This is a genomic window from Rathayibacter sp. Leaf296 (assembly GCF_001423045.1).
GTDB lineage: Bacteria > Actinomycetota > Actinomycetes > Actinomycetales > Microbacteriaceae > Rathayibacter > Rathayibacter caricis.
The window spans coordinates 673,486-694,998 of sequence record NZ_LMNR01000001.1 but is presented as its reverse complement, the minus strand read 5'-3'; the positions used below and the strand labels follow the sequence as shown (position 1 = coordinate 694,998).

Genomic DNA, 21,513 nt, shown 5'->3' with positions numbered 1-21,513 from the left:
GCGGATCCGTGCTGTTCCGGCACGACGGCGCCGCCCTTCTGCCACTCTCGGAGCATGACCGACGACTCCCGACCGTCCGACGACGAGGTGCTGGCCGCCGTCGGACCGCGGCTGCGCCGACTCCGACTGCGCCGCGACCGCACCCTCGCCTCGCTCTCGGCCGAGACCGGGATCTCGGCGAGCACCCTCTCGCGGCTCGAGAGCGGGGGCCGGCGCGCGACGCTCGAGCTGCTGCTGCCGATCGCCCGCGCACTCGGCGCTCCACTCGACGAGCTGGTCGGAGCGGCGCCCGAGGATCCGCGCGTGCACGGGCGCCCGATGCGGCGGCACGGGATGCTCATCCAGCCGCTCACCCGCGACTCCGGCGGACTGCAGGCGTTCAAGCACACGATCGCGGGCGGCCCGCTGTCGCCGGACGTCGACGATCTCGAGCAGCGCACCCACGAGGGCTTCGAGTGGCTCTACGTGCTCAGCGGACGGCTCCGGCTGCGCCTCGGCGAGCACGACCTGGTGCTGCCCGCCGGCGAGGCGGCGGAATTCGACACGCGGGTGCCGCACTGGTTCGGCCGGGCCGACGAGAAGCCGGTCGAGTTCCTGTCGCTGTTCGGGCGCCAGGGCGAGCGGATGCACGTGCGCGCCTCCACTCGGCGCTGAGCGCCGCTCACTGCGTCGCGAGCACCTCGCGGACGAAGCCTGCGGACTTCGCGCGCAGCGTCTCGATCCGCTCGGTCTTCGCCTGCTCGACGTCGAAGCCGACGTAGGCGATCGGAGGCCGCGCCCGCACGTTCGCCGAGCACTGGAAATCGGCGCAGACGAGCGTGCCGAGCGAGTCGCCCGAGCGCCCGGCCGCGCCGGCCTTGCGCGCACCGAAGAAGACGACGTCGTTGGGCAGGCGCGTGTCGCGGCACCACGAGCACTGCGCCCGCGAGCGGGGCAGCGCGTCGGCCTGCCGCAGCAGGACCCCGACGACCCGGCCGTCGATCGGCACCACCACGTAGGCGCGGCGCCCGATCTTCTTGTCGCGCCAGCCGAGGAGGTCGATCGAGTCCCAGTCGAGGGAGTCGAAGCCCACCGGCAGCGAGACGTCGGCGACCTCCTTGCGGGAGGCGTTCACGAAGGAGGCGCGCACCGCGTCCTCGGTCAGAGGGAGCATCACAGCACCCTAACCCGAGGGCCGGACCGAGTGGGGGCCGACCGTGGTGAGGGATCGCCGCCGCCGCCTACTCCGCGGTGGTGAGCCGCTCGAGGTAGCCCGCGAACGCGAGCAGGTCCTCCTCGGGCCACGTGCGCAGGGCCCGGTGCATCCGCTGGCGCTGCTCGCCGCCGAGGTGCGCCATGCGCTCGCGGCCGAGGGCCGTCAGCGCGAGGAAGCGGGCGCGCCCGTCGTCGGGGTCGACGGTCATCTCGACCATGTCCAGCTCGGCGAGCTGGCGGACCTGCCGACTGATGGCGCTCCGATCGACGCCCAGCCGCTCGGCGGCGACGCTCGCGTGGATCGGGCCGCCGCGCTCGAGCATCCGCAGCAGCCGCAGGCCGAACGGAGGGAGCGACGGATCGATCGCGGCCGCCGCGTCGCGCACGGCGCTGCGCACCTGCACGGCGAGCGCGGTGATCTGCTCCTCGACCTCGGCGAGCGCGCGCGGGGACGCCGCGCCGGGAACGGATCCCGGCGCGGCGTCGAGGACTCCCGAGGGAGTCATCAGCGGCGCTCGACCACGTCGATCGAGCCGGTCGGCCTCGCCTGGCCCACGGGACGCAGTCCTGCCTGGCCGTCGGCCGTCGCGATGAGCGCGTCCTCCGCGTCCTCGACCACGCGGGTCGAGCCGGTGACGGGGGCACCGGGCTCCGACTTCAGCTGGATCGCGTTCTTGGTGCCGAGATCGACGTTCGGGAGCAGGATCACGGCGATCAGGGTGATGATCGCGAGCGGGATGCTGAAGAGGAACACGTCGCCGACGCCGATGCCGTAGGCGCTCTCGACGACGATGCGGAGCGGCTCCGGCAGGGTGGCGACCTGCGGGATCGTGCCGCTGCCCAGCGTCTGGGCGGCGAGCGCCTGATCCGCGGGCTCGAGGCCGGCCACGCCGCTGCCGATGCGGTCGGCGATCACGGTGCCGAGGATCGAACCCAGAACCGAGACGCCGATCGTGCCGCCGAGGCTGCGGAAGAACGTGACCGCGCTGGTCGCGACTCCGAGGTTCTTCACCTCGATCGAGTTCTGCACGACGAGGACGAGGTTCTGCATCAGCATGCCCAGGCCCGCGCCGAGCACGGCCATGTAGATCCCGACGAGCACCAGGTTCGTGTCGTAGCGCAGCGTGCTCAGGAGGTAGGTCCCGACGACCGCGAGGACGCCGCCCGAGACCATGATCGCCTTCCACTTGCCGGTGCGCGAGATGATGCCGCCGAAGATCGTCGAGGCGATCAGCAGGCCCGCCATCATCGGGATGGTGAGCAGACCCGACTGCGTCGGTGTCGCTCCGCGCGAGAGCTGCATGTACTGCGCGAGGAACACCGCGGTGCCGAACATCGAGACGCCGACCGAGACGCTCGCGACGACCGCGAGGCTGAAGGTGCGGTTCTTGAACATCCCCATCGGGATGATCGGCTCGTCGACCGTGAGCTCGACGATCACCGCGGCCACCAGCAGCACCACGGCGCCGCCGACCATGAGCGCGGTCTCCCATGAGGCCCACTCGAAGTTCTTGCCGGCGAGCGAGACCCAGATCAGGAGGAGCGAGACGCCCGCGGCGATCAGGACCGCGCCGAAGTAGTCGATCTTCACCGTGCGCTTGGGGTGCGCGGGGAGGCGGAGGGTCACCTGAAGCAGCACGATCGCGACGATGGCGACGGGCAGCGCGATGAAGAAGTTCCAGCGCCAGCCGAACGCGTCGGTGACGACGCCGCCCAGGAGGGGGCCGCCGACGGTGCCGACGGCCATCACTCCGCCGAAGAGGCCGGCGTACTTGCCGCGCTCCCGGGGGCTGATGATGTCGGCCATGATGATCTGGCTCAGCGCCGCGAGACCGCCGGCGCCCAGGCCCTGGAAGACGCGGAACACGATCAGCATGTTCGTGTCCTGCGAGAAGCCCGCGGCGGCGGATCCGAGGACGAAGACCGCGAGGGCGAGCTGGATCAGCAGCTTGCGGTTGAAGAGGTCGGCGAACTTGCCCCAGAGCGGGGTCGAGACGGTGGTCGCCAGGAGGGTCGCGGTGACGACCCAGGTGTAGGCGTTCTGGTCGCCCTTCAGGTCCGAGATGATCAGCGGCAGCGAGGTTGAGACGACCGTGCCCGCGAGGATCGAGACGAACATGCCCAGCAGCAGGCCGCTGAGCGACTCCAGCACCTGACGGTGCGACATGGCCCCGTCGGGGCCTGCGGGGGTGTGGCGGTCCGGGGCGGAGGCCTCCGGGACGGTGCGCTGTGCGCGGGACATACGGCTCCTCGAGTGTGATCTGCGGTTCTAGTTGATCGGGGTCAACTATTGACCAAGTGCAACTATATAGCCGAGCGCGGGTTTTCGCCAGAGGAGTCGAGGAACCGGTCGGAGGGGTCGCGCAGGGAGGCGGGCGCGCCGCCGACTGCGCCGGGAGGCGCTCAGCGCGACGAGCGGACGGAGCCCCGCCGACGCAGGAGCACCACGCTCACGACCACCGCCGCGACGAGCACCGCGAGCACGGCCACTCCTGCGGGCGATCCGGCCGCCGCGCCGATCACGGCCCAGAGCACGGCGAAGCCGACCGTGGCGTAGATCAGCGCCCAGGCGGCGCAGCCCGGGATCATCGCGAGGAGGTAGACGAGCCAGCGCATCCGCGCCGCCCCGGCCGCGGCGTTGACCACCGTCTGGAATCCGACCGTCAGGAAGCTCACCGTGACGGCGGGCGCTCCGTACCGGGCGAGCACCGCGGAGGCGCGCCGCATCGCCGGGGACTCCAGCCACCGGCCCCACCGGCGGGCGGCGACTCCCGCCGCGATCGCGCGCGCCAGCCAGTAGGTGGCCTGCGCACGGAGGAACACGATGGCGAAGAGGGCCGCCAGCAGCTCGGCGAACCCCAGCTCGTCGAGGAAAGCGGGCACGGGGGCCTCCTTCTGCTCGAGCGGGTGCGAAGGCAAGGCTACCCTTCCCCGGAGCGCCCGCTCCGTCCTCCCGCCCTAGGCTCGACGCATGGACAACATCGACCGGAAGATCCTCGATCTGCTGCGCCAGAACGCCCGGGCGGGGTACGGCGACATCGGAGGGGTGGTCGGGCTGTCCGCCTCCGCCGTGAAGCGCCGCGTCGACCGCCTCGTGGCCGACGGCGTGATCCGGGGCTTCACCATCAAGGTCGATCCCGCGGTCGACGGCATGGCGACGGAGGCGTACGTCGAGCTGTTCTGCCGCGGCACCGTCGCTCCCGACGAGCTGCGGCGGATCCTCTCGGCGGTGCCCGAGGTCGTCGACGCCGGCACCGTCACCGGATCCGCGGACGCCATCGTGCACATCCGCTCGCGCGACATCCCGAGCCTCGAACTCGCCCTCGAGAAGGTGCGCATCGCGCCGAACGTCGACCACACGCGCTCGGCGATCGTGCTGTCGCGCCTGATCCAGCGCGGCGAGGCGTAGCGGAGGCTCGGCTCAGTGCACCAGGAGCGGCGTGAATCACGTACTCGACAGTGACCGAACATGCGGCGCCAGAAGTGGACGAAACAGCATGCCGATAGCGAAACGGGGTTGGGAACGGCGCGCGTGAGCACTACCGTTCGACCATGACCCCGAGGACGCACCCGTTCATCACGTTCGACTTCCGGACCGCGACACTTCCGGCGGACATCTGGATGATGCTCGGCGAAGCGATGAGCAAGTGCCAGCATCTCGCCGGCGCGCCCCTCAAGCCGTCAGCGGCTTCAGCGATGTCCTCCGTCTACCTCGCGCGCGGCGTGGCCGCAACGACGGCCATCGAGGGCAACACGCTCTCGGTCGATGAGGTGAAGAGCATCGTCGACAACGGCTCCGCCGGGGTCTCCGCCTCTCGGAGCTATCTGGAGCTCGAGGTGCAGAACGTGCTCGCCGCCATCCGGGACATCGACGCTGCTCTCGAGGACGGGCTGCGACCTGCGATCACCGTCGACCGCCTCTGCATGCTCAACCTGCAGCTGCTCCGAGGCATCCCGGACAAGCCCGAGGTCGTTCCCGGCGTGATCCGTGAGCACGACGTCGCCGCGGGGAGCTACAAAGCCCCGCACTGGCCCGAGGTTCCCGAACTCCTCGATCAACTCGTGTCCTGGCTGGCTCAGCTGCGAGGCGCGATCACGCAGGAGTCGCGCGACGAGGAGAAGTTCGTCACTGCAGTACTGGCCGCGGTGCTGGCTCACCTGTACATCGCTTGGGTCCACCCGTTCGGCAACGGCAACGGTCGGCTCGCACGCCTGATTGAGGTGCAGATCCTCTCCGAATCGGGAGTAGTGCCCCTGGTCGCGACGAATCTCCTGTCGGATCACTACAACAAGACGCGGAATGCGTACTACCTCGCTCTCGACGCGGCGCAGCACGATGTCACGGCGTTCATCCGATACGCCCTTCGGGGCTTCGTCGACGAGCTGCGTGAACAGATTCAGGTCGTTCGTCGCGAGAACCTCGTCATCCACTGGGAGAGCTACGTCTACGAGCGCTTCCACGGGCTGCCGAGCACCAAGGCGCGCGACCGTCAGCGGGACGCCGCTCTTGCGATGAGAGCCGGAGAGGTCTACACGCCGGAGCAGGTGACGGACCTCACGACCAACCTGGCGCGTCAGTACGCCATTCAGGGCGAACGGACTCCAGCGCGCGACTTGAACGCTCTGGTGGCGATGAACCTGGTTCAAAAGGTCGGCAATCGGAAGTACCGTGCGCTCCGCGAGATCATCGAAGCCTTCATTCCCCCGACCGCGTCCTGAGTAGACGAGGTCTGAGGACGCCGAGGCGCATCTCGATCGGCTCAGTGCGAGCGGCCGGCGACCACGTCGGCCAGACTCGCGAGCGGCGAGGTGGTCGCCCTCCCCCGGGCCTCGGCGCCGTCGGCCAGTCCGTACGCGGTGTAGAGCGTCGTCACCGCGAGCCAGCGCAGCGGCTCCGGCTCCCACTGCCGCACGCGGTGGTCGACCCACGGCAGCTCGGTGAGCGGCGTGCGCTCGCCGAGCACCAGGTCCCGGAGGGTCCTCCCGGCCAGGTTGGTCGCCGTCACCCCCGTGCCGACGAAGCCGCCCGCCCGGCCGAGCCCCGTGGCGTGGTCGAGACCGACGGTCGCGTGCCAGTCGCGCGGCACTCCGAGAACGCCCGACCACACGTGGTCGATCCCCACTCCCTCCAGCACCGGGAAGAAGCGCTCGAGGATCCCGCGCAGCTTCGGGAGCGTGCGCGGGTCGGTCGCGCCGTCGACGTCGATCCGGGAGCCGTAGCGGTACGGCACTCCTCTGCCGCCGATCGCGATGCGGTCGTCGGCCGTGCGCTGGGCGTACATGTAGGCGTGCGCGAAGTCGCCGAGCGTCTCGCGCCCCGCCCAGCCGAGCTCGTCCCACACCGCGGCGGGCAGCGGCTCGGTGGCGACGAGCGAGGAGTTCATCGGCAGCCACTCCCGGCGGTGACCGGCGAGCTCGGCGGTGAAGCCCTCGGTGGCGCGCAGCACGATGTCGGCGCGGACGGTTCCGCGCGCCGTGACGGCGACTCCGGGGCGGATCTCGTCGACCCGGGTGTCCTCGTGGATCACGACGCCGAGCGCCTCGACGGTGCGCGCGAGTCCGGCCGCGAGCTTCGCGGGATGGATCCTGGCGCAGTGCGGGTGCCACATGCCGGCCGAGGTGCCGTTCACGGCGATCCGCGCCGACGCCTCCGCCGCGTCGAGCAGCTCGACGTCGGTGTGGGCACGCGCCCGAGCCGCCGCGACCGTCGCCTCGAGGCGGCGCTTCTGCGCCGGACCGCGGGCGACCTGGTACTCGCCGCCCTTGACGATGTCGGCGTCGATCCCCTCGGCCGCCGCGACCCGGATCACCTCGTCGACCGTCTCCTTCACCGCGAGCTGGAACCGGTCGACCGCCTCCCGGCCGTGGCTGCGGGCGTAGGAGGAGACGCCTCCGGTGATCTCGTTGGTCAGCCAGCCGCCGTTGCGGCCGGACGCGCCGAACCCGGCGAAGCGCTGCTCGAGCACCGCGATCCGCAGATCCGGAGCGGCCTTCTTCAGGTAGTAGGCCGTCCAGAGGCCCGTGTAGCCGGCACCCACGATGCAGACGTCGACGTCCAGCGGCCCCGGGAGCGCGGGCCGCGCCTCCGGTCGCCCCAGCGAGGACCACCAGAACGACACGTCGCCGTTGACCGGCCCCCGGGACGGCATCGGGTCAGTAGGCCATGCCGGGGAAGGCCGTCATCATCTCCGAGAAGAGCGCGCCGGTCCAAATGATCACGATGAGGAACGTCACCGCGACGACGCCGAGGAAGATCCAGAGCGGCAGGAGGCCGCCCGCGGTGACGCGCTTGACGACGACGCTGCGGCCGATGACGTACACGTACGGAGCCGCGAGGAACGCCCACGCCCAGTGGAACGGGCGCTGGATCCCGGCGCGCTTCAGCTGCCTCCAGTCGAGGAACGCGAAGACGACCTCGGCCGCGTAGATCAGGAACCCGATGACCTGCACCGCACCGAGGCCGAGGAGGTAGGCGGTGGACACGCCCATCGACGACGTCGTGCCGTAGGCCGAGCTCATCGCCGACTCGACGACGAGGCTCGGCGGGAGCAGCAGCACCGACAGGGCCGAGAGCAGCGGCAGCAGGACGACGACCCAGATCCAGGGTGTGGCGCTGACGATGCTCGTGTCGCGCGGCTGCGGCGCGGGGCGCGACGGCGCGGAGGCGTAGGGCTGGGCGGGAGTCTGCGCCGCGGAGGGGTTCTGCTGGGCGTAGGGGTTCTGCGGCGCGTACGGGTTCTGCTGCGCGGGCTGCTGCGCCGACGGCTCCTGCGGCACGGGAGCCTGCTGGCCGTACCGGGGCTGCTCCCCCGGCGCCTGCTGGCCGTACCGTGGCTGCTCCCCCGGCGCCTGCTGGCCGTAGCCACCGGTGGGGGCGACCGGGCCAGGAGCAGCGGGCCCCGTGGCCGACTGCCCCGACGCCGACTGCCCGTAGGTGGTCGTCTGCCCGCTCGACGTCTGGCCGTAGAGCGGCGCGGGCGGAGTCACGGGCGCGGCGGGCGGTGCGGGAGGCGTCGCCGCCGGGGCGTCGCGGAGCGAGTCCGTCCAGCCGGTCCCGTCCCACCAGCGCTGCCGCGGCGATCCGGCGGGGTCGGGGTACCAGCCGGCCCGCGGTCCGGACGAGGCCTGCGCCTCGCCGCCGCCCGCGGTCGACCCGGCCGCCGTGGTCTCGTTCTCGTCGGTCATGGCGTTCTCCGCATCCCCGTCGGGCTCCCTGCCCGCAGTCCTCCTGAAGGCTAGCGTCGCGGAGCCCGCGGCGGCCTGAGCGTGCCCGGCGAGCATCCGAGGAGAGGGCGATGAGGGCGGGCCTCATCAGGAGGGAGGAGATCGGGCCCCGGGCACGGCGCGACGCGGCGGTGCTCGCCTACGGTGAGGCCATGTCCACGCCGCGCCGCTCCCGCCCCCTGCTCGTCGCGCTCGCCCCGGTGCTGGCCGCGCTGTTCACCGCGTTCTGGATCACGGCCGAGATCGGCCGGCTCGCCGCTCCGGGCGCCGCGCTCGCGTTCGCGGTGCTCCTGGGCCCCGTCGCGCTCGCGATCGGGCTCAGCAGCGCCCGCCCGGCGGTCGCCCTCGCCCTCGTCCTGGCCGTCCCGGTCCTGCAGCTCGTCCGCCTGCCCGGCGCCGACTCCACCACCTGGCCGATCCTCGAGGGCTCGCTGGTCGTGGCGTTCGCGGTCGCCCGACGGGCCGGCACGCGGCTGCGCTGGGGCGCGCTGCTCGTCGGCCTCGCGTGGTCGACCGCCGTCGGCTTCTCGCTCGTCTTCTCGGCGGGCTGGCTCAGCTGGATCGGCATCGGCGAGACCTTCGAGCACCCGAAGCTGGCGCTCGGCTGGGCGCTCAGCCTCACCGCCGTGCATGCGCTGCTCTGGGCGGTCTGCTGGACGGCCGGCACGGCCCTCCAGTTCGCCGCGCGCACCGAGGCCGCGAGCGAGCGGATCGAGAGCACCGAGCGCGAGCTGCTCATCGCGGGCTACGAGCTGCGGGCACTGAAGGAGCGGAGCGAGATCGCGCAGGAGGTGCACGACGTGCTGGCGCACTCCCTCGCCGTCGTGATCGCGCTGGCGGACGGGTCGCGGTTCCTGCGGCGGTCCGAGTCGGACACGGCGGGCAGCGGATCGACCGACACCTCGCTCCTGCGCATCGCCGAGACGTCCCGGTCGGCGCTCGTCGACCTCCGCGGCCTGATCGAGGGGCTCACCGAGGAGACCGACCGACCGCAGCCCGGGCTGGCCGATCTGCCGGAGCTCGTCCGCCGCTTCGAGGGCACCGGCGTGCAGGTCGAGCTGCGCGAGAGCGGCGACCCCGCCGACCTGGCGCCCGCGCAGCAGCTCGCCGTCTACCGCATCGTCCAGGAGAGCCTGACCAACGTGCTCAAGCACGGCGGCACCGGACCGCACGCCTCCGTCTCGCTCACCTGGGACGGGCCGGGCCTCCTCCTCGCCGTCGCGAGCCGCCCGGGCGGCGAGGCCCCCGCCGCGCACCCGGCCCGTCGGGGCTTCGGCCTCGCCGGCATGGAGCACCGCGCCCGGCTGGCGGGCGGATGGCTCACGGCGGGCCCCGACCCGGACGGATCGTTCCTCGTCACCGCGTTCCTCCCGACCACCACCGCGGCCCTGCAGCGCCGGGAGGCCCACGCGTGAACGCGCCGATCCGCGTCGCGGTCGTCGACGACCAGGAGCTGTTCGTGCACGGCCTCCGCATGCTGCTCGAGTCGCAGCCCGACCTCGTCGTCGCGGGGACCGCCCACGACGGCGAGGCGGCGCTCGCGCTCGTGGACCGGGAGCCGCTCGACGTCGTGCTGATGGACATCCGCATGCCGTTGCTCGACGGGCTCGAGGCGACCCGGCGGATCACCGGGGGCGAAGGCGCCGAGCGCACGAGCGGCCCGCAGGTGATCGTCCTGACGACGTTCCGGCAGGAGGAGGCGGTGTTCCGCTCGCTGCGCGCCGGGGCGAGCGCGTTCCTCACGAAGGACGCGACGCCGGAGCAGCTGCTCGCGACGGTCCGCGCGGTGGCCGCGGGCGACGCTCCGCCGGTCGCCGCCGACGCCCTGGTGCGCCGGTTCGCGCACGTCCACGGCGAGCGCCGGCCGGAGGAGGTCCTCGCGGCCCTCTCGCCGCGGGAGCGCGAGATCTACGCCCTCGTGGCCAAGGGCCTGACCAACGCCGCCGTCGCCGGAGCGTCCTTCATCAGCGAGGCCACCGTCAAGACGCACGTGCGCAGCATCCTGGTGAAGCTGGGGCTCCGCAGCCGCGTGCAGATCGTGGTGCACGCCTACGAGAACCGGCTGGTCTGAGCCGCGCGCGCCTCCTCCGCCAGGATGGAGGCATGCCGCACCTGATCCGCGCCCGCGCCGCCCTCTTCGACATGGACGGGACGCTGGTCGACTCGACCGCGGTCGTCGAGACCATCTGGCGCTCCTTCGCCGACCGCTTCGGCCTCGACCGCGCGATGATCCTCGCCTCGGTGCACGGCGTGCGCGCCGAGGACAGCGTGCGCCGCTTCGCCCCGCCCGGCCGCGACGTCGCCGGCATCGTGGCCGAGCTGAACGCCTACGAGCTCGAGCACACGGAGGGGACGGTCGAGATCCCGGGCGCCGTCGCGTTCCTCGCGGCCCTGCCCCGCACCCGCGTCGCCCTCGTCACCTCAGCGAGCCCTGCCCTCGCCGCCGGCCGGCTCGCGGCCGCCGGCGTCCCCTCTCCCGACGTCGTCGTCACCGCCGACGACGTCCTGCACGGCAAGCCCGCCCCCGACTGCTATCTCGCCGCCGCGGAGCGCCTGGGCGTCCTCGCCGCCGACGCGGTCGTCTTCGAGGACGCCGAGGCGGGCGTCCGCGCCGGCCTCGCGGCCGGGATGCGCGTCGTCGTGGTCGGCGGGCACGAGAGCCCGAGCACCGCGGGTCTTCCCCGCATCGCGCACTACTCCGACGCCCGGGTGGTCGTCGACGGGGACGACCTGCTGATCGACCTCGGCTGACGGCAGCGGGCCCCCGCGATCCGAGGATCGCGAGGGCCCGCTACCGGGGAGGAGAGGATCAGAAGTCGAACTCGCCGATGTTCTCCGAGTCGAACACGAACGGGTCGCCGAGGAGCACGGTCGCGTCCTCGCCCACCTCGAACGTGCCCAGGTCGCCCGCCTCGAAGGAGTCGCCGGTCTCGCCGGTGATGTCGCCGTCGATCAGGGCCTTGGCCGCGTAGGCCGCGAGGTAGCCGAGGTCTCCCGGGTTCCACAGGGCGAACGCGGTGACGGTGCCGTCCTCGACGTACTCGCGCATCTGGTTCGGCGTGCCGAGACCGGTCAGCGCGACCTTGCCCTTGTAGTCCGAGGTCGAGAGGTAGCGCGCGGCCGCCGCGATGCCGACCGTGGTGGGCGAGACGATGCCCTTGAGGTCGGGGTGCGACTGCAGCAGCGCCGCCGTCTTGTCGAACGAGGTCTGGTCGTCGTCGTCGCCGTAGACGGTGTCGACGAGGGTGACGTCGGGGTGGTTGGCCTCGAGCTCCTCCTGCATCAGCTCGATCCAGGTGTTCTGGTTCGTCGCGTTGGCCGACGCCGAGAGGATCGCGATCTCGCCCGAGTCGCCGATCTGCTCGGTGATCAGGTCGACCTGCGCCTTGGCGATGCCCTCGGCCGTGGCCTGGTTGATGTAGAGGTCGCGGCAGTCGGCGTTCGTGTCGGAGTCGAAGGTGACCACCTTCACGTCGTTGTCGCGGGCCTCGTTCAGCGCGTCGCAGATGGCCTTCGGGTCGTTCGCCGAGATGACGATCGCTCCGGCGCCCTGCTGCGTGAGCGTGTTGATGTAGGAGACCTGGGCGTCGGGGGTGGCCTCCGACGGCCCGACCTCGGCGTAGCTGCCGCCGAACTCCTCGATCGCCTTCTCGCCTCCGGCGTCGGAGGTGTCGAAGTAGGCGTTGCCGAGGTTCTTGGGGAGGAAGGTGATCGCGTAGTTCGCGTCCCCTCCGCCCTCGGAGCCGGAGCCCGCGTCGGAGTCGCCGCCGGCGGAGCATCCGGTCGCGACGAGCGCGAACGCGACCGCCGCTGCGGTCACGGAGCCCAGACGCCGGAGCGTGCGGCCCTTCGTGGGAAACGTCATCGTTTCGTCCTTTCGATGTGAGGTGCGGGGGCGGCGCTCGCCGTCCCCGTGCGGGAGGTGCTGTCGGTGCGGACCGGTCACGGGCGGGCGCCCGCGGCCGATCGGGGTGTCCCGGAGCGGGTGCGCTTCTTCTGCACCCACGCCAGGAGGCTGGTGGTCACCACCGAGAGCACGAGGAGCACTCCGGTGATGATGTTGATGACGTCGGAGGTGACGTTGGCCAGGCGGAGCGCGCTGGCGAGGATCCCGATCAGGACGACGCCGGCGAGCACGCCGTGCAGGGCGCCGCGGCCGCCGAAGATCGAGACGCCGCCGAGCAGCACCGCCGCGATCACCTGGAGCTCGAGGCCCGTGGCGTTGTCGCCGCGGGCGGATCCGTAGCGGAGGGTGAAGTAGACGCCCGCGAAGGCCGACACCACTCCCGAGAGCAGGAACAGGACGAACTTCGTCCGGTTCACGTTCACGCCCGAGAACGTGGACGCCTCGTCGTTCAGTCCGATCGCGTAGATCCCGCGGCCGAAGGACGTGAAGTGCAGCAGCACCGCGAACACGATCGCCAGGATCACGATCGGCACGACGATCGACGGGACCGGCGAGTCGCCGATCTTCGACGTCGCGAGGTCCGTCCAGAACTCCGGGAAGTCGGTGACGGCGGTGGTGCCGAGCAGGCCCACGGCGAGCCCCCGGTAGAGCGCGAGCGTGCCGATCGTGACGGCGAGCGAGGGCAGGCCGACCACCGTGATCAGGAACCCGTTCAGCGCTCCTCCCACTGCTCCCGCCAGCAGCGCCACGAGCGCGGCGACCGCGAACGGGGCGCCGGCCTGGGTGAGGATCCCGGTCAGCACGCTCGCCAGGCCCACCGTCGAGGCGACGGAGAGGTCGATCTCGCCCGTGACGATGATCAGCGTCATCGGCAGGGCGATCAGCAGCACCGGCGCGATGTCGAGGAGGAGGTAGGTCACCGTGATCGGGCGGTCGAAGTTGCGGACCGTGGCCGAGGCGACGAGCACGACGAGCACGAGCAGCACGATGATCGCGGTCTCGCGGGTGAGCAGCAGGCGCCGGAGGCGTCCGTGACCGTAGTCGCGGTACGTCCGCGCCGTCCGCACGGCGGTCGTCTCGGTCGAGAGAGAGCTCATCGCGCGTCGTCCCTTTCTGCCAGGAGCCGGCGGGACTGCCGGATCGAGAGGACGCGGTCGAGCACGATCGCGCCGATGATGAGGACGCCGACCACGGCGCGCTGCCAGAAGTCCTGCACGCCGAGGATCGGGAGCGCCCGGTTGATGGTCAGGAGCAGGACCGCGCCGAGCGCGGCGCCCCAGACCGTGCCGGAGCCGCCGAAGATCGCGACACCGCCGATGACCGCCGCCCCCACCGCGTCGAGCTCCCAGCCGGAGCCGGCCTGCGAGTTGACCGTGCCGTAGCGGGCCGCGTAGAGCACGCCGGCGAGCCCGGTCAGCGCCCCGCTCAGGACGAAGGCGGTGAGGATCCGGCGCGTGACGGGCAGGCCGTAGAGGCGCGCCGCGTCGGGCTCGGAGCCGATGGCGTAGAACTCGCGCCCGGCCCGGAGGTTGCGCATGCAGTACCCGGCGACGACCAGCACCACGAGGGCGATGATCGTGAGGATCGGGATGCTCAGGATCTGACCCGTTCCCAGCGCCAGGAAGTCCTTCGGCATGTCCGAGGCGTTGACCCGGTCGCTGCCGGCCCAGGCCACGTTGATGCCGCGGTAGGCGTAGAGCGTGCCGAGCGTGATCACCAGGGCGGGCACCTTGGCGAACGCGACGAGGGCGCCGTTGATCAGTCCGAGCAGACCGCCGAAGAGGATCCCGGCCACGAAGACCACGATGATCGGCAGGCCCGGCACGTCCAGGAACAGCCGGCCCGTGAGGTAGGCGGAGAGCCCGAGGATCGAGCCGACCGAGAGGTCCACGCTCCGGGTGATGACGACGATCGCCTGGCCGACGGCGACGAGCACGAGGATCGACGGCGTCAGCAGCAGGTCCCGCCAGCCGTCGGGGGAGAAGAGGAAGGACGGGTTCTTGACGGTCGTCACCGCGACGAGCAGCACGATCGCGAGCAGGATGCTCGTCTCGCGCGCCGTCGCGAAGCCGCGGAGTCCGCGGGAGAGGCCGCCGGAGGAGGGCGTCGGCCGTCCCGTCGAGGGCGCGGTGGTCGTCGCGGCGCTCATGCGGCGCTCCCTTCGGTGCGGTGCGGGGCAGTGGGATCGGCGGCGACGGCGCCCGTGCCGCCGGTGGCGGCCAGCATCACGGCCTCGCTGGTCGCGTCCTCGCGGGCGAGCTCGCCGGTCAGCCGGCCCTCGCGCATCACCAGGACGCGGTCGGCCATGCCGAGCACCTCGGGCAGCTCGGAGGAGATCATGAGGATCGCCATGCCCTCGCCGGCCAGCTGCGAGAGCAGCCGGTGCACCTCGGACTTGGTGCCGACGTCGATGCCGCGGGTGGGCTCGTCGATGATCAGCACCTTCGGGTTCGTGGCGAGCCACTTGCCCAGGACGACCTTCTGCTGGTTGCCGCCGGACAGGGTGCCGGCGACCGTGTCGAGCGCGTTGGTCTTCACCTCGAGGCGCCCGGCCCAGATCCGCGCCGCCGAGTTCTCGGCTCCGCGGGTGAGCAGGCCGCCCTTCGTCAGGCCGCGGCGGATGGCCGTCGTGATGTTGTTCGAGACGGAGGCGTCGAGCACCAGACCCTGCTTCCGGCGGTCCTCCGGCACGAGGGCGACCCCGGCGCGCATCGCGCCGGCCGGGTCGCGGCGGGGCAGCGGGGTCCCGTTCAGCGTGACGGTGCCGCTCTGGTACGGGTCCACTCCGAAGACCGCGCGGGCGACCTCGCTGCGACCCGCGCCCACGAGCCCGGCGAGACCGACGATCTCGCCGGCGCGCACGGTGAACGAGATGTCGTGGAACACGCCCGGCTGGGTGAGCGAGTCGACCGCGAGGACCACCTCGCCGATCTCGGCCGGCTGCTTCGGGAACAGCTCCGTCACGTCGCGGCCGACCATCTGGCGCACGATGCCGTCGATCGTGGCCTCGCTCGTCGGCGTGGTCGCGATGTAGGAGCCGTCGCGCATCACGGTGATCGTGTCGCAGAGGGCGAAGACCTCGTCGAAGCGGTGCGAGATGAACACGAGCGCCCGGCCCTCGTCGCGCAGGCTCCGCGCCACCGCGAACAGTCGCTCGACCTCGACGCCCGAGAGCGCGGCGGTCGGCTCGTCCATCACCAGGACGGAGGCGTCGAGCGAGATGGCCTTCGCGATCTCGATGATCTGCTGGTCGGCGATCGAGAGGCCCTCGGCGGGCCGCTCCGGATCGATCGACACGCCCAGGCGGCGCATCAGCTGCTCGACCTCGGTGCGCATCGCCCTGCGGTCGATCCGCCCGAATCGGTCGGTGGGCTGGCGGCCCATGAAGATGTTCTCGGTGACCGAGAGGTCCGGGAACAGCGTCGGCTCCTGGTAGATCACGGCGACGCCCGCCGCCTTCGACTGGGCCGTGGAGGTGAAGTCGACGTCGCGTCCGTGCAGGCGGAACTCCCCCGCGTCGCGGCGGTGGACGCCGGCGATGATCTTCACGAGGGTCGACTTGCCGGCTCCGTTCTCGCCGATCAGCGCGTGGATGGAGCCCGAGTGCAGCGAGAGGGTGCCCGAGCGCAGCGCGATGACGGCGCCGAAGGACTTCACCACCCGGGCGAGCTCGAGCGCCGGGGCGGGCGCGGTGTCTGTCACGGAGGTGCCTCCTCGTCGAGGGCGTCGGGTTCGGCGGCTCAGGAATTCTGAATCGATTCAACCTGTGTTCAGGCATACTCTATGGACGGCGACCGGGTCGGTCAAGACGAGCAGTGCCGCTCGTTGCACGGTCGTGACGGAGGGGAACAGTGGCAGCGAGCATCCGCGACGTGGCCCAGCACGCGGGCGTGTCCGTGGGCACCGTGTCGAACGTGCTCAACCGCCCCGACGAGGTCTCGGCCGAGAACCTGACGCGGGTGAACCTCGCCATCGAGGAGCTCGGCTACGTCCGCAACGACGCCGCGCGGAAGCTCCGCAACGGCGTCAGCTCGACCGTCGGCTTCGTCGTGCTCGACGGCCGCAACCCGTTCTTCGGCGACGTGGTGCACGGAGCGGTCGACGAGGCCTCCCGCCACGGCATCGCGGTGCTCCACGGCAACACCGACGAGGACGTCGCCCGCGAGCGGCACTACCTCGACCTCTTCGAGGAGCAGCAGGTGCGCGGAGTCCTGATCTCGCCGCACGGGGACATCACCCGCCGGCTCGAGCGGCTGCGCGAGCGCGGGATCCCGGCCGTGCTCGTCGACCGCTTCAGCGGCGACGGGCGCTTCAGCTCGGTCTCGGTCGACAACGTCGCGGGCGGTCGGATGGCCGTCGACCACCTGATCGCCACGGGCCGGCGGCGCCTGGCGTTCGTCGGCGGCCCCTTCGAGATCCGCCAGGTCGTGGACCGGCTGGCGGGAGCGCGGGTCGCGGCCGAGGACAGCGCCGCTCCGGTCGACATCGAGGTGGTCGCCACCTCGGCCCTCACGGTGGCCGAGGGCGTCGCGGCCGGCGAGCGCCTCGTCGCCCGCCCCCCTCGCGAGCGGCCCGACGCGGTCTTCGCCGCGAACGACCTGCTGGCGCTGGGCCTGCTCCAGTCGCTGGCGACCAGCGGGCGGATGCTCGTTCCCGACGAGATCGCGCTCATCGGCTTCGACGACATCGCGTTCGCGGCCGCCGCCGCGGTGCCGCTCTCGTCGATGCGCCAGCCGAGCACCACGATCGGCCGCACGGCCCTCCGGGTGCTGCTCGAGGAGGCCGCCGACCCCGAGCTGATCCCCCGCCAGACCGTCTTCCAGCCCGAACTCGTCGTGCGCCGCTCGACGGCGCGCTAGCGGAGGCGGATCGGGCCGCTCAGTACCGGATCGCTCAGTACCGGATCGCGTCGATGACCTTGACCCGCACGGCCACGATCGCGGGCACGAGACCGGCCAGCGCGCCGACGAGGGTCGCCGCGCCGAGACCGAGCAGCGCCGCCTCCGCCGGGAACGGCGGGATGTCCTCGATGCCGTTCTGCTGGACCCAGTCGACGGTGATCGGGTTGGTGACCAGGATCACGGCGATCGCGACTCCGACGACGCCGGCGACGACCGTCGCGACCACGCTCTCCATCATGATCGAGAAGAAGATGCGGCCCGAGGAGGCGCCGAAGCTGCGCCGGATGCCGATCTCGCGGATGCGCTGCCGCACGGTCACGAGGGCGATGTTGAGCAGCCCCAGCGCACCGAGCGCCAGGACCAGTCCGGCGACGCCTCCGATCACCCAGGTGAGCACGGCGAACGGATCGCTGTCGTAGGCGAGGTAGTCCTGGCGGCTCACATCGGCGTCGACGCCGGGGCCGAGCGCCGCGGCGATGTCGCGCTGCACCGCCTGGGCGAGATCGTCCGCGATGTCGAGCGGCACCCACATCTCGTAGGTGGGCGTCGCTCCTCCGCCGAACTGGTCGTCGGCCGGCGTCTGCTCGGCGATCCCCGCGTACGCGTCGACGAGCATCATCATGGACGGCTCGGTCTCCCACTGCGACGCAGGAGTGACTCCCACCACCACCGCTGTGGTGTCGCCCTCGGATCCCAGCAGGCTGAGCGTCGGGTGCGTCCCGGGATCGGGCCGCCCGAGCCTGTCCCACATGATCTCGTTCACCGTCACGGCGGGCGCGAACCGGCGCTCGTCGCGCTCGGTGAACCACGCGCCCTCCTCCATCTCGAGGCGGTGCATCTCGGCGTAGGGCTGGTCGACCGCGGTCACCGGGACGTCGACGGCCCCGTCCGAGAACTGCACGCGCGTGGAGCCGTAGGTGGTGCGGCTCGCGTAGGTGATGCCGTAGCGCTCCAGCACCTTCTTCCACGCCGTCTCCAGGGCCTCCGCGTCGACGACGCCCTCCGGCCCCGTGGCGTAGGCGCTCACGTACAGACTGGCCGGACGGCCGCTCGAGCGCTCCATCTGCTCGACGTTCGCCTGCCGGGCGATGCCGCCCGCCGCGACGACTCCGGTGAGCGCGGCCACGGCCACCGCCACTCCGATCAGCGAGAGCAGCACCCGGCCGCGGTGGATCCGCAGCTCGGTCCAGGCCTCGACGATCGCGCCCGCGACGCCGATCAGGCCGCGCATCAGAGCACGCCCTCGGGGCCGGCGGCGGGAGCGACGGCCGGATCGACGGCGCCGGTCGGAGCGACGGCGACGGCCGGAGCGACGGCAGCCGCGTGCGCGGGCACGCGCTCGTGCAGCGTGCCGGCCGAGGACGCCGTGCCGAGACGACCGTGATCGAGCCGGTAGTGCCGCTCCGCCCGGGCGGCGATCGCCGGGTCGTGCGTGATGGTCACCAGTGCGGAGCCGGATTCGCGGGCGATCTCGTCGAGCAGGCTCATCACGGTCTCCCCCGTGTCGGTGTCGAGTGCGCCGGTGGGCTCGTCGGCGAGGATCAGCCGCGGCCGGCGCACGAGGGCTCGGGCGATGGCGATGCGCTGCTGCTCGCCGCCCGACATGCGGCCGGGCATCGAGTCGACGCGGTGCCCGAGACCGACGCGCTCCAGCATCTCGGCGGCGAGGTCGCGGCGGCGCCAGAACTCGCGCCCGGTCGCGTACAGCAGCGGCGTCATCACGTTCTCGCGGGCCGTGCGGCCGTCGAGCAGGTTGAACTGCTGGAAGATGAAGCCGATGCTGCCGCCGCGGATCCGCGCGCGCGCCCGGGCCGACAGGGTCTCGGTCGGCACCCCCTCGAGGAGCATCCGCCCGTCGGTCGGCTCGTCGATGAGTCCGAGGATGTTCAGGAGCGTCGACTTGCCGGATCCGCTCCGGCCGACGACCGAGACGTGGTCGCCCTCGCCGACCTCGAGGTCCACCCCGTCGAGGATCGTGAGCGGCTCCGCGTCGGGCAGGGGCACGACCTTCCGGATCCCCTCGAGCCGGAGGATCGTCACGGGCAGAACACCGAGCCGTCGGGGTTGGCGACGCACTCGCCCGACTCGAGGCCGGGGTCGACGGCGGCGGCACCCGGCACGAACTGCAGCAGCTCCACACCCTCGTCGACCCCGCCGGTGATCTCGACGTTGACGCCGTCGGTGAGGCCGAGGGTGACGGGGATCTCCTCGGTCGAGCCGTCCTCGGCCAGGCGGAAGACGACTCCGGACTCGGCGGTGCCCTCGACCGCCGTGGTCGGCACGACCAGCACGTTCTCGGCGAGGCCGCCCGCGAGCGTGACCGAGGCCGCGAGGCCCGGGAACACCGTGACCTCGGCGGGCACCTGGCAGCGGAAGCTCGTCCCGGAGCCGGTGGCTCCGGCCTCGCCGGTACCGGCGCCCTCGGTGCCCTCTCCGGCCAGCGGAGTGGTGATCGTGAGCCCCGTGCAGGCGAACGCGGCGGGACCGCCGGTGATCGCGACCTGCGCCTCCGTCGGCCGGTCCTGGATCCGGTAGAGCTGCTGGGCGTCGATGGTGCCGGTGACGGAGTAGCTGGGCGGAGCGACCTGACCGGTCACCTCGCCGACCGTCACGGCCTGGTCGTGGATGACGCCGAGCGCGCTGAGCACGCCCGCCGCCTCGGCGTAGACCCGCTCGAAGCGGACCGCGGGCGGGGGCTGCGAGACGCTGACGGTGCCGTCGGCGGCCGTCGTCTCGACCGGCTCGCGAACGGTCTCGACGCGGATGTCGTAGACGAGGTCGCCCTTCGCGACGGTCGCGCCCTGCTGGATGTAGACGTCGTCGACGGTGCCGACGGCGGTCGCCTTCAGCGGCACGGCGGGGTCGGCGGCGACGGTGCCCTGGAGCTCCAGGTCGTTGGTGACGGTGCCGCGCGCGACGGCCACGACGGGCTCCGTCAGCTCGCCGGTCGGGACCGTCGGATCCGCCTCGGCCGAGGCGTCCGGGAAGAAGGCGATCTTCACGAGCGCGACACTCGCCGCTCCGATGATCACCATCCACACGATCGGGAACACCCAACGTCGAACCGCACTCATCTCGTCCCCCGGCTCCGCGCGACAGCGCACTCGGCGCTCCCCCCGTGGGGCACCGAGGTGAACCTTACCCAGGGCTCGCGGCGGCGGTGCCGCGTTGCGACATCCGGTGCCGCGGAGTCATCCCTGAGGAGGAGGGAGGGGGACTCCGAGCTTCTCGAGGACGCCCGCGAGGCGCCGGGCGCGAGTCGCCTCGGCCTTCGCGCCCTCGACCGCGGCGACGTGCGCCTTGCGCGCGCTCGGGGACAGCGCCGCGAAGCGCTCGGTCAGCCCGGCCGCCTCCAGGGCTCGCGCGAGGTCCTCGGGCACCGCCACCTCGCGCGGAGCGGTGTCGAGCTCGATCTCGACCTCGAGGGCGTCGCCGCCCGCGATTCCCGTGGCGGCGCGCTTGTCGGCCGAGAAGGGGACGAGCGCCCTGCCGCCCATCACTCCCACCGTGCTGCGGTACTCGAACCCGTTCACGACGACGCGGACCGCCGGCCGTCCGCCTCCGCCCAGGGCCGCGATGACCTCGGGCGGGACCTCGATGCCGGTGTTGCGGCCGATCTGGTGCATCGTCGTCGAGAAGCGCATGGCCCGAGGATGGCAGAGCCCTCGACGACAGGCCAGACGTGCTCGGGCTCAGTCCTGCGCCCGGTCCGCCTGCTCCCGGTCGAGGGCCGGGCCGAGTGCGGTCCGGACCGCGTCGACGGTCATCCGCCCGTCGGGATCGAGCCGGGTGAGCATCCGCGCCATGATGTCGGCGAGCTGCGGGATCTGCTCGGGGTCGAGCGGGTCGATGACATCGGCGAGCACCGTCGCCACGTGTCCGGGCGCGGTCTCGACGAGCTTCGCCAGACCCTGCTCGGTGAGCACGGCGTTCGTCGCCCGGCCGTCGGTCGGGCAGGGGCGCCGCTCGAGGTAGCCCCGGGAGACGAGCCGCGTGACGACGTGCGAGAGGCGCGGCAGCGTGGCGTTGGTGCGGGTCGCGAGGGTCGTCATGCGCAGGGTCCGGTCGGGGGCGTCCGAGAGCATCGCGAGGGTCATGTACTCGAAGTGGGTCAGGCCCGCCTCGCGCTGGAGCTGCTGGTCGAGCGCGCCCGGGAGCAGCTCGACGACGGCGATGAAGCGGATCCACGCGCCCAGCTGCTCGGAGGTGAGCCAGCGGGGCTCGGACGGGGTCGAGGACATGGGCGCGAGTCTACACGATTCGTTGAAGCGACAACCTTTTGCCTCG

Annotated in this window: 22 protein-coding genes; 7 read left to right on the top strand and 15 right to left on the bottom strand. The window is 72.1% G+C overall.

Translation table 11 applies throughout. The features are described from left to right. Positions 1–54 precede the first annotated feature (54 nt). Positions 55–654, top strand: coding sequence for a helix-turn-helix domain-containing protein (locus tag ASF46_RS03120; protein ID WP_056866382.1), 600 nt, complete (start codon positions 55–57; stop codon positions 652–654). A 7-nt stretch (positions 655–661) separates the two neighbouring features. Here the strand turns inward: ASF46_RS03120 and ASF46_RS03115 are convergent, their stop codons facing one another. From ASF46_RS03115 to ASF46_RS03100, 4 genes are all read right to left on the bottom strand, one after another. Continuing rightward, on the bottom strand, positions 662–1,153 hold the full coding sequence (locus ASF46_RS03115; RefSeq protein ID WP_056866381.1) for an FBP domain-containing protein: 492 nt from the start codon (positions 1,151–1,153) through the stop codon (positions 662–664). Positions 1,154–1,220: 67 nt separating this feature from the next. After that, positions 1,221–1,700, bottom strand: coding sequence for a MarR family winged helix-turn-helix transcriptional regulator (locus ASF46_RS03110; RefSeq protein ID WP_056866380.1), 480 nt, complete (start codon positions 1,698–1,700; stop codon positions 1,221–1,223). Then, positions 1,700–3,361, bottom strand: coding sequence for an MDR family MFS transporter (locus ASF46_RS03105; RefSeq protein ID WP_056867413.1), 1,662 nt, complete (start codon positions 3,359–3,361; stop codon positions 1,700–1,702). Before ASF46_RS03105 ends, ASF46_RS03110 begins: the two co-directional genes overlap by 1 nt. A gap of 236 nt (positions 3,362–3,597) precedes the next feature. Further along, the gene (locus ASF46_RS03100) at positions 3,598–4,077 is read right to left on the bottom strand and encodes a DedA family protein (protein WP_056866379.1); all 480 of its coding nucleotides are present in this window, start codon (positions 4,075–4,077) and stop codon (positions 3,598–3,600) included. 88 nt (positions 4,078–4,165) lie between these two features. On the opposite strand from ASF46_RS03100, the gene ASF46_RS03095 reads away from it, so the two are divergent. After that, entirely contained in the window at positions 4,166–4,603 is a 438-nt protein-coding gene (locus ASF46_RS03095) for an Lrp/AsnC family transcriptional regulator (protein ID WP_055786568.1), read from the top strand. 143 nt (positions 4,604–4,746) lie between these two features. Continuing rightward, complete coding sequence (locus ASF46_RS03090; RefSeq protein ID WP_056866378.1) at positions 4,747–5,913, top strand: Fic family protein; 1,167 nt, start codon at positions 4,747–4,749, stop codon at positions 5,911–5,913. A gap of 41 nt (positions 5,914–5,954) precedes the next feature. Here ASF46_RS03090 and ASF46_RS03085 read toward each other — a convergent pair whose 3' ends face one another. After that, positions 5,955–7,343, bottom strand: a complete 1,389-nt coding sequence (locus ASF46_RS03085) for an NAD(P)/FAD-dependent oxidoreductase (RefSeq protein WP_056866377.1) — start codon at positions 7,341–7,343, stop codon at positions 5,955–5,957. Positions 7,344–7,347: 4 nt separating this feature from the next. Further along, complete coding sequence (locus ASF46_RS03080; protein ID WP_056866376.1) at positions 7,348–8,379, bottom strand: DUF2510 domain-containing protein; 1,032 nt, start codon at positions 8,377–8,379, stop codon at positions 7,348–7,350. A gap of 110 nt (positions 8,380–8,489) precedes the next feature. Between ASF46_RS03080 and ASF46_RS03075 the strand changes: the two genes are divergently transcribed. From ASF46_RS03075 to ASF46_RS03065, 3 genes are read left to right on the top strand one after another with little or no spacing between them, the layout of a single operon-like run. Next, entirely contained in the window at positions 8,490–9,833 is a 1,344-nt protein-coding gene (locus ASF46_RS03075) for a sensor histidine kinase (protein WP_056866375.1), read from the top strand. Further along, on the top strand, positions 9,830–10,489 hold the full coding sequence (locus tag ASF46_RS03070) for a response regulator (RefSeq protein WP_056866374.1): 660 nt from the start codon (positions 9,830–9,832) through the stop codon (positions 10,487–10,489). Before ASF46_RS03075 ends, ASF46_RS03070 begins: the two co-directional genes overlap by 4 nt. A gap of 32 nt (positions 10,490–10,521) precedes the next feature. After that, on the top strand, positions 10,522–11,169 hold the full coding sequence (locus tag ASF46_RS03065; protein ID WP_235576838.1) for an HAD-IA family hydrolase: 648 nt from the start codon (positions 10,522–10,524) through the stop codon (positions 11,167–11,169). 58 nt (positions 11,170–11,227) lie between these two features. Here the strand turns inward: ASF46_RS03065 and rhaS are convergent, their stop codons facing one another. The 4 genes from rhaS to ASF46_RS03045 form a co-directional block, all read right to left on the bottom strand. Beyond that, complete coding sequence (gene rhaS, locus ASF46_RS03060; RefSeq protein WP_055786551.1) at positions 11,228–12,283, bottom strand: rhamnose ABC transporter substrate-binding protein; 1,056 nt, start codon at positions 12,281–12,283, stop codon at positions 11,228–11,230. A 77-nt stretch (positions 12,284–12,360) separates the two neighbouring features. Then, positions 12,361–13,422 (bottom strand): ABC transporter permease, encoded by a 1,062-nt coding sequence (locus ASF46_RS03055; protein WP_056866373.1) that lies wholly within the window; start codon positions 13,420–13,422, stop codon positions 12,361–12,363. Then, complete coding sequence (locus ASF46_RS03050) at positions 13,419–14,474, bottom strand: ABC transporter permease (RefSeq protein WP_056866372.1); 1,056 nt, start codon at positions 14,472–14,474, stop codon at positions 13,419–13,421. The genes ASF46_RS03055 and ASF46_RS03050 overlap by 4 nt, the downstream gene beginning before the upstream one ends. Further along, positions 14,471–16,027: a sugar ABC transporter ATP-binding protein gene (locus tag ASF46_RS03045; protein ID WP_056866371.1), complete on the bottom strand. Its 1,557-nt coding sequence runs from the start codon at positions 16,025–16,027 to the stop codon at positions 14,471–14,473. Before ASF46_RS03045 ends, ASF46_RS03050 begins: the two co-directional genes overlap by 4 nt. Positions 16,028–16,176: 149 nt before the next feature. On the opposite strand from ASF46_RS03045, the gene ASF46_RS03040 reads away from it, so the two are divergent. Further along, positions 16,177–17,184, top strand: a complete 1,008-nt coding sequence (locus ASF46_RS03040) for a LacI family DNA-binding transcriptional regulator (protein WP_056866370.1) — start codon at positions 16,177–16,179, stop codon at positions 17,182–17,184. 34 nt (positions 17,185–17,218) lie between these two features. Here the strand turns inward: ASF46_RS03040 and ASF46_RS03035 are convergent, their stop codons facing one another. From ASF46_RS03035 to ASF46_RS03015, 5 genes are all read right to left on the bottom strand, one after another. Further along, the gene (locus ASF46_RS03035; protein ID WP_056866369.1) at positions 17,219–18,457 is read right to left on the bottom strand and encodes an ABC transporter permease; all 1,239 of its coding nucleotides are present in this window, start codon (positions 18,455–18,457) and stop codon (positions 17,219–17,221) included. Then, complete coding sequence (locus ASF46_RS03030) at positions 18,457–19,266, bottom strand: ABC transporter ATP-binding protein (protein ID WP_056866368.1); 810 nt, start codon at positions 19,264–19,266, stop codon at positions 18,457–18,459. The genes ASF46_RS03035 and ASF46_RS03030 overlap by 1 nt, the downstream gene beginning before the upstream one ends. After that, on the bottom strand, positions 19,263–20,261 hold the full coding sequence (locus tag ASF46_RS03025; RefSeq protein ID WP_157602177.1) for a hypothetical protein: 999 nt from the start codon (positions 20,259–20,261) through the stop codon (positions 19,263–19,265). The genes ASF46_RS03030 and ASF46_RS03025 overlap by 4 nt, the downstream gene beginning before the upstream one ends. Positions 20,262–20,417: 156 nt before the next feature. Beyond that, entirely contained in the window at positions 20,418–20,870 is a 453-nt protein-coding gene (locus ASF46_RS03020) for a YdeI/OmpD-associated family protein (RefSeq protein WP_056866366.1), read from the bottom strand. Between the two features lie 48 nt (positions 20,871–20,918). Beyond that, on the bottom strand, positions 20,919–21,467 hold the full coding sequence (locus ASF46_RS03015; RefSeq protein ID WP_056866365.1) for a MarR family winged helix-turn-helix transcriptional regulator: 549 nt from the start codon (positions 21,465–21,467) through the stop codon (positions 20,919–20,921). Positions 21,468–21,513: the final 46 nt, after the last annotated feature.

Bases quoted from the DNA above. Each gene is read 5' to 3' on its own strand.
- ASF46_RS03055 (WP_056866373.1), bottom strand. From the start codon at position 13,422: ATGAGCTCTCTCTCGACCGAGACGACCGCCGTGCGGACGGCGCGGACG.
- ASF46_RS03095 (WP_055786568.1), top strand. From the start codon at position 4,166: ATGGACAACATCGACCGGAAGATCCTCGATCTGCTGCGCCAGAACGCC.
- ASF46_RS03065 (WP_235576838.1), top strand. From the start codon at position 10,522: ATGCCGCACCTGATCCGCGCCCGCGCCGCCCTCTTCGACATGGACGGG.
- ASF46_RS03105 (WP_056867413.1), bottom strand. From the start codon at position 3,361: ATGTCGCACCGTCAGGTGCTGGAGTCGCTCAGCGGCCTGCTGCTGGGC.
- ASF46_RS03110 (WP_056866380.1), bottom strand. From the start codon at position 1,700: ATGACTCCCTCGGGAGTCCTCGACGCCGCGCCGGGATCCGTTCCCGGC.
- ASF46_RS03015 (WP_056866365.1), bottom strand. From the start codon at position 21,467: ATGTCCTCGACCCCGTCCGAGCCCCGCTGGCTCACCTCCGAGCAGCTG.
- ASF46_RS03035 (WP_056866369.1), bottom strand. From the start codon at position 18,457: ATGCGCGGCCTGATCGGCGTCGCGGGCGCGATCGTCGAGGCCTGGACC.
- ASF46_RS03075 (WP_056866375.1), top strand. From the start codon at position 8,490: ATGAGGGCGGGCCTCATCAGGAGGGAGGAGATCGGGCCCCGGGCACGG.
- ASF46_RS03090 (WP_056866378.1), top strand. From the start codon at position 4,747: ATGACCCCGAGGACGCACCCGTTCATCACGTTCGACTTCCGGACCGCG.
- ASF46_RS03120 (WP_056866382.1), top strand. From the start codon at position 55: ATGACCGACGACTCCCGACCGTCCGACGACGAGGTGCTGGCCGCCGTC.
- ASF46_RS03025 (WP_157602177.1), bottom strand. From the start codon at position 20,261: ATGGTGATCATCGGAGCGGCGAGTGTCGCGCTCGTGAAGATCGCCTTC.
- ASF46_RS03085 (WP_056866377.1), bottom strand. From the start codon at position 7,343: ATGCCGTCCCGGGGGCCGGTCAACGGCGACGTGTCGTTCTGGTGGTCC.
- ASF46_RS03080 (WP_056866376.1), bottom strand. From the start codon at position 8,379: ATGACCGACGAGAACGAGACCACGGCGGCCGGGTCGACCGCGGGCGGC.
- ASF46_RS03020 (WP_056866366.1), bottom strand. From the start codon at position 20,870: ATGCGCTTCTCGACGACGATGCACCAGATCGGCCGCAACACCGGCATC.
- ASF46_RS03115 (WP_056866381.1), bottom strand. From the start codon at position 1,153: ATGCTCCCTCTGACCGAGGACGCGGTGCGCGCCTCCTTCGTGAACGCC.
- ASF46_RS03050 (WP_056866372.1), bottom strand. From the start codon at position 14,474: ATGAGCGCCGCGACGACCACCGCGCCCTCGACGGGACGGCCGACGCCC.
- rhaS (WP_055786551.1), bottom strand. From the start codon at position 12,283: ATGACGTTTCCCACGAAGGGCCGCACGCTCCGGCGTCTGGGCTCCGTG.